This is a genomic window from Oribacterium sp. FC2011 (assembly GCF_000701645.1).
In the GTDB taxonomy this organism is placed as follows: domain Bacteria; phylum Bacillota; class Clostridia; order Lachnospirales; family Lachnospiraceae; genus Oribacterium.
In genome coordinates this window covers 193606-206698 of the sequence record NZ_JNJM01000004.1, presented here as the reverse complement: position 1 = coordinate 206698, position 13093 = coordinate 193606, and the positions used below count along the sequence as shown (strand labels likewise).

At 43.9% G+C, this 13093-nt stretch carries 10 protein-coding genes; 9 read left to right on the top strand and 1 reads right to left on the bottom strand.

Annotation, left to right across the window (positions count from 1 at the left end; genetic code table 11):
- The first annotated feature begins 96 nt into the window (after window positions 1-96).
- Both T357_RS0105000 and T357_RS0104995 read left to right on the top strand, forming a co-directional pair.
- Complete coding sequence (locus tag T357_RS0105000; RefSeq protein WP_031549381.1) at window positions 97-750, top strand: methyl-accepting chemotaxis protein; 654 nt, start codon at window positions 97-99, stop codon at window positions 748-750.
- Window positions 751-756: 6 nt separating this feature from the next.
- Window positions 757-1788, top strand: a complete 1032-nt coding sequence (locus T357_RS0104995) for a hypothetical protein (protein ID WP_155991242.1) — start codon at window positions 757-759, stop codon at window positions 1786-1788.
- A 576-nt stretch (window positions 1789-2364) separates the two neighbouring features.
- On the opposite strand, the gene T357_RS0104975 is transcribed toward T357_RS0104995, so the two are convergent.
- Entirely contained in the window at window positions 2365-5097 is a 2733-nt protein-coding gene (locus tag T357_RS0104975) for a methyl-accepting chemotaxis protein (protein ID WP_081828058.1), read from the bottom strand.
- Window positions 5098-5458: 361 nt separating this feature from the next.
- Between T357_RS0104975 and flgB the strand changes: the two genes are divergently transcribed.
- The 7 genes from flgB to T357_RS0104940 all read left to right on the top strand — a co-directional run bounded on the left by flgB (window position 5459) and on the right by T357_RS0104940 (window position 13077).
- A complete protein-coding gene (flgB, locus tag T357_RS0104970; RefSeq protein WP_031549374.1) occupies window positions 5459-5848 on the top strand; it encodes a flagellar basal body rod protein FlgB in 390 nt (129 codons plus the stop codon).
- Window positions 5849-6018: 170 nt separating this feature from the next.
- Window positions 6019-8151 (top strand): chemotaxis protein CheA, encoded by a 2133-nt coding sequence (locus T357_RS0104965; protein WP_031549372.1) that lies wholly within the window; start codon window positions 6019-6021, stop codon window positions 8149-8151.
- A 14-nt stretch (window positions 8152-8165) separates the two neighbouring features.
- On the top strand, window positions 8166-8651 hold the full coding sequence (locus T357_RS0104960; protein WP_031549370.1) for a chemotaxis protein CheW: 486 nt from the start codon (window positions 8166-8168) through the stop codon (window positions 8649-8651).
- A 63-nt stretch (window positions 8652-8714) separates the two neighbouring features.
- Window positions 8715-9527 carry a CheR family methyltransferase gene (locus T357_RS0104955; RefSeq protein WP_031549368.1) on the top strand — a complete coding sequence of 271 codons (813 nt, stop codon included), beginning with the start codon at window positions 8715-8717 and terminating at the stop codon, window positions 9525-9527.
- 112 nt (window positions 9528-9639) lie between these two features.
- A complete protein-coding gene (locus tag T357_RS0104950; protein ID WP_031549365.1) occupies window positions 9640-10722 on the top strand; it encodes a protein-glutamate methylesterase/protein-glutamine glutaminase in 1083 nt (360 codons plus the stop codon).
- A gap of 19 nt (window positions 10723-10741) precedes the next feature.
- A complete protein-coding gene (locus T357_RS20025) occupies window positions 10742-11890 on the top strand; it encodes a C39 family peptidase (RefSeq protein ID WP_049962281.1) in 1149 nt (382 codons plus the stop codon).
- The gene (locus T357_RS0104940) at window positions 11890-13077 is read left to right on the top strand and encodes a CgeB family protein (protein ID WP_031549361.1); all 1188 of its coding nucleotides are present in this window, start codon (window positions 11890-11892) and stop codon (window positions 13075-13077) included. The genes T357_RS20025 and T357_RS0104940 overlap by 1 nt, the downstream gene beginning before the upstream one ends.
- The last annotated feature ends 16 nt before the right edge of the window (window positions 13078-13093 follow it).

The window sequence follows — 13093 nt, the reverse complement described above, 5'->3', positions numbered from 1 at the left end:
TATTGAAATTCCTCGCATATTGCCTTATTAAATAAAACCAAACCGTCGACTAAACATATAGCAATGATTTTGATAATCAATCAAGGAGACGTGAACATGAAAATAAATGATTTTTGCAACATGCAGGAGCTTTCATCCATAACACGAAACTGGTCCAAACTTACAGGCCTTAAAGTAGATATCACCGATACCGACGGAAATGTTATCGCAACTTCCATGGATTCTTCACAGGATGCTCCGGATCCTGGACTTTCAGAGAGCGAAACTGAAAATCCCGATTCAACCTATGCACGTACCGCATCTGTTGAGCTTAAGATCCGTGACGAAGTTGTGGGTACAGTAACCGTAACAGACCCGGATGAGACAAAAGCTGATTTTTCTGTGGTTGTACCTTTGATCGACAGCCTTTTAAACGGCTATGTTTCAAACCAGTATTACGTTTATGCCAATGATAAGGTTCTGTCACGTCTTTCCGATGGCATCAAAGAAACTAACGGTCTGGTTAAGAAAGTTATTTCCAGTACCAATACCCTTAAAGGCATCCAGAAACGCCAGAAGATAGTTGCCATCAATGCAAGTATCGAAGCAGCCCGGGTAGGACAGGCAGGTCGTGGTTTCGCCGTTGTAGCTGAGGAAGTAAAAAAGCTCTCTGATGCAAGTTCTGAAGCAAATGACAAGATCGAACGCGTTGTTACTCAGATAAAAGACGTTGTTTCTACTCTTTCTCTTGATAAAGATGATAAAGCATAAAAAAACATGAAGAAAAAACTTCTAACGTCGCTATTGCTTCTCAGCATAGCGACGACTATTGTCTCATATCCTATATATAGTTACGGAGCTGAAGAGTCAACCGAAGAAGCTGCTGTCTCCGAAGAGGGCGCAGAGGGAGAAGAGGTTACTGAAGAAGTAGAAACCGATGAAAATGGTGACCCAATAGAGACCACCACAGAGCCTGAAACAACGGCACCTGATCTAAGTTACTTTGCTATAGTAACTAACCCTGAGGGCGCAAAATTCTATCAGGAACCATCAGTTGACAGTGCTTACAGCATTAACATCCCTATCCCCCAGAATACAGTTCTTCACATCATTGAGAATGCAAGAGATCCTGACGGGGTACTATGGGGTTATACCGTCTATGCAGATCTTAAGGAGGGCTATGTAAAACTCGAGGACCTCTCTCATATACAGGCAAAAACTGCAGCAGAAATGGTCCGGGATAAATTTAACGGCAACTGGGGAGAAGGCTTCGTAAAGGTCGACGGTAAAGGTTCACCTGTAACCTTCAATGCCATTACACCGGAAGAACTTAAAGAGGCCGAAGAAAGCAATGCAAACGATTCCGGAGGCAATAAATATAATGAAGATACCGGTGAGGTTTCCGCTGTTGTAGGTGAAACAAACGAAGACGGCAGTCCCGTTATAGACGTTACCATGAACACCGACGAGGCCGGAAACATCATTATAGATGAATCCGAATCGGAAAGCACCGAAGAAGCAACAGAAGAGAAGAAATCAGGAGGCTTCAACATACTATCTTTCTTTATAGGTTTCTTCACAGTCATATTCCTTGAAGGTCTCACAGCAGGAATCCTTATCCTACTCAAAACCCTCAAGAAAAAGAAGAAAGCAAAAGCCGAAGCCGCTGCCGGCGAAGCCCCCGCAGCCGAAGGCGAAGAAGGAGGCAAGAAAAAAAAGAAAGGCCTCAAACTCCCGAAAATCAAACTTCCAAAAATCAAACTCCCCTTTGGAAAAAAGAAAAAGAAGAAAGCTGAAGCCGAAGAATAATAATTCAAAGACTGTCCAACCATTTCCGGTTGGACGGTCTTTTTTACTTCCCCCTTGCCATAACCTTCCCCCATTTTAGGATGTCCCCCATGTATCATGTTCGTACCGCTTTTAATAACGTAAAGAAAATGCAGGAGATGTACGACATGATTCAATATGTGAAGAAAATGGAAGGGATGTGTGGCATGATTCAATACGTGAAGAAAATGCAGGGGATGGGCGACTAGGCTTGCGAGTTGAAAGAACAGCCGGTTTGGCATGTACGGCACAGACGCACGTCAGTGCATCTGGGACGAACATGCCAAGCCGGCTGTACTTTCAATCTCGTGGGCCGTCGCACGTCCCCTGCATTTTCTGGCCCATTTCAACCACGTGGGCCGTCACGCATCCCTTCCATTTTCTGTACCATTTCACCACCTACCCCGTCTCCCATCCCCTGCATTTTCTGTACCATTTCACAATGATACAAAAAGGACAGCCGCCACGCTTTAGGGGAACGTTCTGGCGACTGCCCTTACATTGGGGATGTTTATATAAAGTAGAGTCCTACTTCATACACTTTGTTTTTGTCCCAAATCAATACTTGTCTGCCCCATTAGGTGAAGCATAAGACTTAAATGATACTGACGCAGGATCAACATTGGTGAGATCCATTCCATCAAACTCGGAAGGGATGAATCCATCACTTTGACTTGGCGGAATATATGGAATCTCCTTCTTTGGCTTAGGAGCCGGTGCCTTAGGTTTTGGCGCATCCGGTTTCTTTGCAGGTGCTGCTGCAGGTTTAGGCTCTGCCTTTTTAACAGGCGCAGCTGCAGGTTTCGCAGTTACCGGTGCGGTCTCAGTCTTCTTAGGCTCCTCCGTCTTTACAGGGGCCGAAGCCGGAGACTTCACAGGAGCAGATGCTGCAGGTTTGGGCTCTGCCTTCTTAACAGTTGCGGTCGCAGCCGCTGCTGCAGGTTTGGGAGCAGATGCTGTCGGTTTCGGAGCAGCTGCCGGTTTAGGTTTAGCCTGTGCCGTTGTCTGTGGCTTAACTACAGGCTTACTCTCAGCCTTCTTCGGAGCTACTTTAGCTGCTGTACTGCCCGTGTTATCATCCGTCATTACAGGAGGTATATAGTCTGTTTTCCTGTTGTTACTTCTATAGCTTGATGAACCACCCTTCAAACTGAATCTGCCAACCAGTCCGTTCATAACATTTGCCTGACCGGAAAGCTCTTCTGCCGCTGCTGCCGACTGCTCAGCCGTAGCAGAGTTGGTCTGAACTACCGAAGCTATCTGATCGATGCCCTCAGTGATCTGGGCAACGCCCTTTGCCTGCTCATCGGAAGCATTGGAAATCTCATCAACAAGATTTGTGATAAGAATTGATTTCTCAGTAACAGTTCCGATTGCAGAAACCGTTTCTTCAGAAATCTGTCCGCCTCGCTGTACAGCTTCAATTGTCTGTTCAATAAGTGTGGCTGTATTCTGTGCTGCTTCCTGTGATTTCTTTGCAAGGTTTCCTACTTCATCTGCAACCACAGCGAAACCTTTTCCTGCGGCACCCGCTCTTGCGGCCTCAATTGCTGCATTAAGAGAAAGGATATTGGTCTGGAAAGCGATGTCATCGATTGTCTTGATGATCTTGCTGATTTCATTTGACTTATCAATGATATCGTCCATGGCCGATGACATTTCCGTCATCTTATCGTTTGAAAGCTTCATGGCCTGTCCGGCAACGGCACCAAGCTCGGAAGCCTCCTTTGCCTTTGATGCTGTAACCTTAACCTTGTTTGAAATCTCATTCATGGTTGCGGAAAGCTCCTGAACAGATGATGCCTGCTCAGTGGAACCCTGTGCCAATGCCTGAGCGCCGTCAGAAACCTGCTCTGCTCCGCTTGATACCTGATCTGAAGACTCTCTGATATCAAGTAAAGTCTGATTAAGGTTTTCAGTTATGGACTGCATGGAGCCAAGAAGCGGTGCATATGCTCCAACATAATTATTATCAGCATCTATAAGATCCACCTGGAAATTACCGCTGCTTATCTCTCCCAGTTTCTTTGAAAGATCTGTAATGATATTCTGTATTCTGTTAATGATTCCCCGGAGGCCATTGAAAGCAACTCCGATTTCATCGTTTTTGTCATATTTAAGATCGATATCAAAATTACCCTGAGATACTTCCGCTGCTGCAGATGAAATCTTTGAAAGAGGTGCCAGATTCTTCTTGACCATGGAATAAACAAGGCCCAAAAGGATCAAAACTATGATTATAGTTGCAACAATGATAGTATTTCTGATTCCGTTAGCCGCAGCATTAAACTCTCTTGTAGGAACCGCTGTCTGCACCCACCAGGTCCTCTTTCCCATGTTGAGAGGTGCATAAAAACGATTAACCTTCCCTGAGGAAGATGAAGTCACAACTTCGAAAGTGGTTTTATTTTCAAAATTTGCCTTGATCTTGTTGTAGGCATCTTCAGACACAGTATCCTTAAAATTCTTTCCGATAACATCTGTATGTGAAGAATAGAGAATATTCTCGTTTTCATTAATTATGTTGCTGTAAAGTGAAGGGAATGAATCATTATCAACATCCACAACACTGAATATGTCTGAATAGATATCAATGATAACAGCACCCACAATAGTATCCGTACTATCCTTTATAGGATAAAAGCCGGTGATCATATTGGTGCCGTCTTCTACGTAAGCATCTGAGAATCCGTTATGTCCTTCCGAGAAAGCTCTTGTATAATAATCTTCTTCCGAATATTCATCATATTCCAGGTTTTCTACAAGATTCTGCTCTGCATCATCCTTATTAACATATGGTGCATACTGCGGAATATCCTTGGAAAATGCTCCCGGCTCAAGCAGGAAACCTACTCCATATACCTGGTCGTTATCCCTGACTGCTTCAAACAGCTCATGAACTATGATGGTTTCAGCTTCAAAACGGCTTGGTGAAATGGGAGTTCCCGTAACACGGCTTATAAGATTAAGTCCTTTTCCGCTGGCTGTTTCAATACCGGATTTAACCTCTGAAGTCCAGCCTGTAGTGAAGGCTCCGTTAATGTCATCTTCCTTTTGGTTAATGATATCAATTGCGCTCTTCAGGCTATGATAGATTTCATTGGTTCTTACCAATATGGCGTCTACCTTATCGGCACTTGATACGGAATGCTCTATAAGGGAATCCGATGCAAATTTATCAATAGTCTTATTGGAAATAACAGTTACAAAAATCGTAAGTACCACAAGACATACAAAAATAGCCACACCTACAACCAAAGACAATCTCTGGCTGAGCTGTAAATCCTTCATCCCTGAATTTCCAGATCTTTTATTAAATTTCATATCTACTACGCCTCACTCCATGTTAAAACTGCGTACCTGTTACATAACCTTGTTATCGGCTGTTTGGCCGATCATTATAAGGATTTATAAGCGATTTATTTATTTTTCAAAGAGTTTGGAAAATTTCTTCCTTAATATAGTCAAAGAAATATGCGCAGACTTGGAAAAAATAACACTATTTCCCTTATATATGCTCATTTCTTCGTCGAAAGACTATTAAGGATGTCTGATGATAGCCATCAGAGCATTTTGGACAAATAACCGATCGATCAATTATTCAGAAGGATCTGAATCCAATCGAACGAAGGATCGTCGATAAGGAGTCATTATGCTTAATCTATATGGGAACGGAATCAATCTGACGGAACGCACGCTGGATTTTCTGTGGGGCAGACAGAACATCACCCTGAACAATATCGCGAACGTTGATACTCCGGGATATAAATCCAAGTTTGTTACTTTCGAGAATGTTATGGGAAGAAAAATCAGAGCTGCCCAGTTTCAGTCGGCAACAGCAAAAGAAGTCGAGAGGGCCATCGACAGTTCAAGAGCTACTGTTCATACAACAACAAATGAGTCCACAAGGCTTGACGGCAACAACGTAGATATGGACCAGGAACAGGTAGAACTTGTAAGGACAACTTATGAGTATCAGCTTATGGTCCAGTCTCTGAATAACGACTTCAGCCGTTTAAAGGAATCAGTGGCCACATTCTGATGCAGTTTACCGGAGGGTCCGCATTACACAGAAAATAAAAATAACCGTAATTTTAGAAAAATATTTTTGTATTATCATTTTTTCGTAAGATTACTCTTATTTTTTAAAAATGTTTTGACGAAATAGCTACTAGTGTTGAAATTGTTTAATTAAAGGTGGTACAGAATCATATGAATGCAGAAATGGAAGGAATGCTTGATACTTATCTCTTTGAGACTAATGGTCTTCTTGACCGTCTGGACGAGATCCTAATGGAAGCCGAGAAAGTCGGTGAATTCTCCACAGACAATGTAAACGAGATTTTCCGTATCATGCACACGATCAAGGGTTCAAGTGCGATGATGGAGTTAACTCCTATCTCCGTAATCGCCCATCGTATCGAAGACCTTTTCTTCTTCATCCGAGATAAGGGCATTGAGTTCCTTAATGAAGATCAGAAAAAGGGCCTCTTTGATCTGATGTTCAAATCAGAAGATTATCTCCGTGGTGAGGTCGGTAAGGTTGAAGCTGGTGAGGAAGTCGATCCGGATATAACCGAATTCCAGTCTGCTATCGAGGCCTACCTTCAGAAACTGAAGGACGGAGAAGCCGGTGCCGAAGGTGCTGCTGCCGCTTCAGGCGGTGATACAGCGGCTCCTGCAGCTGCAGGATCATCCAATCTTCCGGACGATCCAAGTGCACAGGTATTTATCCATATATTCCTTGAAGACGGAATCGGAATGGAGAATCTCCGTGCATTTATGATAGTAAATGCATTGAAGGAAAACGGAATTGATTTCCGTTTCTATCCTGCAGATATGGATCAGAATCCTGACAGTGCAAAGGTTATAATAGAGGACGGCTTCTATCTCGCGTTTGATTCATTGGATACAGCAAATATGGCAGAGGAAGGTCTGAAGACTCAGGCCTATATCAAGAGCACTGAGACTCTTGATGCTCCTAAGCCGGAGGACAAACCGGAGCCTGCTCCCGCAGCGGCGCCCGAACCTGCACCGGCTCCCGCAGCAGAAGCTCCTGCAGCAGCAGCGGCTCCTAAGCCTGCAGCTCCTGCTCCTGCTCCTGCAGCCGATAAGAAGCCTGCAGCAAAGAGCAACGCACCTGTTAAGTCCAGTCTTATCAGCGTTAACCTCCAGAAGCTGGATGCACTTAACGACCTTGTGGGTGAGATCGTTATCACAGAATCAATGGTAACCTCATCTCCTGTTCTCAATCAGCTTCCTCAGGAAGAAATGGACAGCTTCCTGAAGTCTGCAAGACAGCTTCGTAAGTTAACAGACGATCTTCAGGACATCTCAATGTCTCTCCGAATGGTATCCATCTCCGGTGTTTTCCAGAAGATGAGCCGTATCGTAAGAGATATGAAGACCAAGCTCAATAAGGATGTACGTCTTACTGTTATCGGTGAAGATACAGAAGTTGACAAGACCATCGTTGATGCAATCCAGGATCCTATCATGCACATCGTGCGTAACTCCATGGATCATGGTATAGAAGAAACCGCTCAGGAGCGTATAGCTGCAGGAAAGGATCCTCAGGGTGAGCTTATCCTTTCAGCAACACACACTTCCAGCGAGGTCGTTATAGAAGTTAAGGATGACGGTTATGGTATGGATCCCGACAAGCTTCTTCAGAAGGGTGAAGAGCGCGGTATCCTTACAAAGCCGAAGGATCAGTACTCCAAGAAGGAAGCTCTCGGTCTCATCATGCTGCCGGGCTTCTCAACCAACAAGCAGGTTACCGAATATTCAGGCCGAGGCGTTGGTATGGACGTAGTTAAGAAGAATCTTGAGTCCGTAGGTGGTACACTGAGCATTGACTCAGACCTTGGCAAGGGAACCACCATGACCATGAAGATTCCTCTCACACTTTCAATTGTTGATGGTATGAAGGTTGCTGTAGGTGATACTACATTTACCATCCCTATCGCCAACATCAGATCTTCCTTCAAGATCGATAATGTTGAGGTCATACGTGATGAAAACGGAAATGAAATGATTGACCGTGACGGAGAGTTTTATCCTATCGTTAAGCTCAATGAATTCTATAATATCCGCGGAAAGCATGACGACGATATGACCGAGGGTATCATGGTATGGGTTGAGTATGGAGACAAGAGCTGCTGCCTGTATGCAGATGAGCTTATAGGTGAACAGCAGGTAGTTGTTAAGCCGCTTCCTCAGTTTGTTTCGATCTTTGATCTGAAGTCACGAGGCATCAGCGGATGTACGATTCTCGGTGATGGCACCATCAGTATCATTCTTGACGTACTTGGCGTATACAATGCAGCCATCGAAAATGCCTGAGAGGAGGAGTATACATGGCAGAAGAAATTAATACACAGGCAACCACTTCCGAAGATGCTATCAAAGAGGAGCCTAAGAATTTACAACGTTGCCTAACTTTTGAATCAGGCGACTTGATCATGTATATGAGCACTGATTATGTTACTGAAATCATTACAGACCAGTACATAACAACTCTCCCACTTGTTCCTGACTATGTAAAGGGAATCATCAATCTGAGAGGTTCCGTACTTGCAGTTGTAGACATTCGTCTTCTTATGGGACTTGGCGCTACAGAATATACAAGTAAGACATGTATCATTATTTTAAATATTGAAAATGTACCTATCGGAATTGTTGTTGACAATGTGCGTCAGGTAGTTGATATCGACCTTGACACCGTTAAGCCTATTCCTATGAAGCGTCAGAAGAAGCTTCTTAACGGAATGCTCAATATGGATGACGGCACCGTCGCAATGTCATTTGACTGCGATGCACTTATCAATGCTAATGTCTTATAGTAAAAATCGGCAGCTATCCGGGCAAAACCGGATAGCTTTTTGCCATATAAAGAGGAACTCATAATGGTCACATTAACAGATGAAGATTTTAACCGTTTATATAAATATATACAAACAAACTACGGCATAGATCTCAGTAAGAAAAAGCAGCTCATAGTGAGCCGTCTTTCCAACTCTCTCACCGCTGACGGTTATGAAAGCTTCCATGATTTCGTGGAACTTATATTAAGCGGCAGGGATCAGGAATCAACTGTTTCCATGCTTAACAAGCTAACCACAAACTACACTTATTTTTTGCGTGAAAAGGAGCATTTTGATTTTCTGTGGAATACCATTCTGCCTGAGATGAAGAAAAAGCATGCAATGGACAAGGCTGTGTATATATGGAGCGCCGGCTGTTCCTCCGGGGAAGAACCTTATACTATCATGATGTATCTTCTGGAGTTCTTTGGTCCGGAAGCTTCGAAATGGGATCTCCGCATCCTGGCCAGTGACATTTCCCAGAATATACTTAACTCAGCCATGAATCCGACTTATGGCGAGGACAGTTTATCAAAGCTCCCTCCCGCATGGCAGAAAAAGTATTTTGTAAAACAGCCGGACGGGAACTACACAATCGCTCCTGTCATAAAGAATAATGTTGTCTTCAGGACCTTTAACCTGATGAATCCCATAAAATGGAAACACCATTTTGATCTCATTTTCTGTCGTAACGTTATGATCTATTTCGACCAGCCTACTAAAGATGCTCTGGTCAAGCGTTTTTACGATTATACTGATCCTAACGGTTACCTTTTTATAGGCCATTCAGAGGGTCTCAATAAGGCGAATTGCCCTTATAAATATTTAATGCCGGCGATTTATCAAAAGGTTTAACTAAAGAAATTTTTTTGTGATATACTTAAGTTAAATTAATGTTTTACATGAGCTGAAACTATCATCAACCCATGCACATCATTAACATATCAACATAAAGGGGTTGTATCTTATGGCTTTAAAGGAAAAGATAAAGGTATTTGTTGTAGATGATTCCGCTCTATATCGTAATTTCCTCATGAACAACATAGCTGTGGACGATCGTTTCGCCATTGTTGGTCATGCGGTTGATGCTTTTGATGCAGCAAAGAAGATACCTGAAGCCAAACCCGACGTTGTTACGCTGGATATAGAGATGCCCGGGATGTCCGGAATAGATTTTCTGAAAGAACTTCTTCCTAAGTATCCGGTACCCGTAATACTTGTTTCGACCCTTAATATCCGTGTATTCGACGCCCTTGCTGCAGGTGCGGTTGATTATGTGCATAAACCGGATTTCAATGACCAGAATGCTTCAATATCTTTTGTGGACAGACTGAGAAGCAAGCTATACATCGCATCCTTCTCGAAAGTACGTATGCCTCAGCAGGCTCATCCGGATTCCGGAAAGCCAATGACGGTTTCACAAAGTGCTCTTCTGAAGGAAACTTCAGGCAATCTCAAGGTACCGACAGGTTCCGCACAGAAGATTGTTGCCATAGGTGCTTCTACAGGTGGTACCGAGGCGATACTCAGTGTTGTACGTAACTTTCCTGCCGATATGCCGGGTGTAGTCATTACCCAGCATATGCCTGCAGGGTTTACCACAATGTACGCTGAACGTTTGAACCGTATCTGCAAGATGGAGGTTCTGGAAGCCAAGAACGGCGATCAGGTTAAACAGGGTCGTATGCTTCTGGCTCCCGGCGGCTATCAGATGAGAGTCCAGAAAATGGGCAGCGGTTATACAGTCAGTGTCACAGAAGAAGACAGAGTCAACGGACATGCTCCTTCAGTAGATGTCCTTTTCAATTCTGTAGCCCAGAATGTTCGTGAAAATGCTCTTGGTGTCATACTTACAGGCATGGGTGCCGATGGTGCTGTGGGACTTCTCAGAATGAGAAAGAACGGAGCTTTCACCATAGGACAGGATAAGGAATCCTGCGTAGTTTACGGTATGCCTATGGAAGCTTATAAAATTGGCGCTGTATGTCAGCAGGCATCACTTTTGAACATTCCTTCACTTATTTATAAACAGCTTGGTATAACCAAGTGAGAAACTTAAGCAGGGAGAAATGAGCACACAGACCGCTAACAATAGCACAAAGTCATGGGACGGTCTGAATTATGACCGTAAGGAGACATATGTGGCCGGCAGCGCGGCTGCCGGTGGTTTAGGTGCGCATAAAACCCTCTTAGAGCGTTTTAAGGACTTCCGCAGATCCTCCCGGGACTATATAGATGCCCGGAAGGCGGAAAACCAGAACCTGAAGGCAAATCTCACAGAGGAGGAGATCTTTCTTGGACATGCTCTTCGGACGGGGATAGCATTATCCGCCCTGACTTTGTCCATGAGCGCTGCATATCTGGTTCATCCCTATACTGCACAGGATGTTATGGATGTAGGAAAATCCTCGGTTCATTCTGTCGATAAGACTGTTCATATGCCTTTCGATGTCTACAGGGAGTATTCCAAAATGCAGTCTGCCGATGAAGCCGCAAAGAAGGCTCTTGCTGCGCAGCAAAGGGCAGAAATTGCGGCTCAGGAACAGATCGAGTCCCACCTCTCCGCTTCCGGTGCAGAAGGTAACCCCATGATTTACGCGGCGGATGCCAATGGGAACATAACAGCGATGCTCCTGCCGGAGACTCTTCATTATGTGTATAATGACTACAACTCCGTTCTTGACACGGTCCTGGGTTCAATGCTCTACTTCTGTCAGAGTGACAGCCATTGGAAAGACTACAGGATTGCGGGGGTTGACCGTATGGGCGCTTATGGCTGCGGACCTGTAACCATTTCCATGCTGGTAAACAGCTTTGCGAAAACAGATACTCCCATTACTCCGGTAGAGGTTGCTGACTGGGCAGTTGAGAATAAACTTTATGCCATCCATGGCGGAAGTTATCATAGTCTCATTCCGGAAGCTCTGGAGCATTATGGATTGAACTGTACTTCCGTTACAGACCGGACTCCCGAAAATGTAACAGAGCTTTTAAAGACAGGACATGTTCTAGTGGCTCTTATGGGGAAGGGGTCTCTTACCGATGTCGGGCACTTTGTGGTCATCACTCAGCTGACTCCCGAGGGAGATGTCATGATCGCAGACCCAGCCAAGTTTGCCAACTGTCAGAAAGCATGGCCTCTGGACCTTATTCTGAAAGAGTTGAAGGCAGCTTATGACGGCGGCGGACCGCTGTGGGCAGTATCGACGGGGGACTGATGAAAGTATTCTATATAGACGTTGAAAGCTTCTGTGCCAATGATTTCATTGATTCATTACTGAAGTACAGACTTCACGGAAAGAAAACAGAAATTTTTAAATATGCTTACTCCAATGTAGGAGTATGGCATGATCCTGATAGAGAATCCGATATGCTTGAAAGCATAAGAAAGGAGTCTCCGGATTTTGCATTTTCTTTTAATTACTACCCCTTAGTTTCGAAAGTATGCCAGAAGGCAGGGCTTAAGTATATTTCATGGGTTTATGATAACCCGCAGGTGGCTCTGTATCACTATACTCTGGTGAACAGCTGTAATGAGGTATTTCTCTTTGATTCAGAAATGTATGAAACCTATGCATCTCAGGGCATAAAAACCGTTCATTACATGCCCCTCGCTGCATCTACAGAGAGACTTGATAAGTTTACTATGAGTGATGCTAAAGCAGCTTCATACAGGTCAAAAAAGGTTTCATTTGTGGGTTCAATGTATACAGAGGAGCATAATTTTTATGAGCGCATGCTTCCAAAACTGGATTCTTATGTCCACGGATATCTGGAAGGACTTATGAGGTCACAGATTCATATACAGGGTTACAATTTTATCGAGAATTGCCTCAGTGATGATATCATCAGCAAAATGTATGATGCTCTCCCCCTTGAACCTCATAAAGACGGTGTTGATACAAAGAACTATCTGTATTCCGACTATGTGATAAACAGAAGGATAACAGGAATTGAAAGAGCTGAACTGCTAACGAAAATAGCCAGAAAATATCCTGTGGATCTCTATACAAAAGATGAATCTTTCTCAGCCCCCGGAATCAACAATCACGGTATAGTAACCTACTATGATTACATGCCCTACGTATTTAAGGGATCAGATATAAACCTGAACATCTCCCTCAGGAGCATAAAAAAAGGCATCCCCTTAAGATGCTTTGATATCATGGGCTGCAGAGGCTTCCTTCTCAGCAATTTCCAGGAGGATTTCTTCAGATATTTTGAACCCGATGTGGATTTTGTATTCTATGAATCACAAAGTGATCTTTTAAATAAGGTCGACTTCTATCTCCAGCATGAGGATGAGCGAAAAGCCATAGCTGAAAGGGCTTATGAGAAAATAAAGAAGGATCATACCTTCAATGTCCGGGTTGAACAAATCCTGACGGAAGCCGGAATAACGTAAGATAAAATGGTGTGGC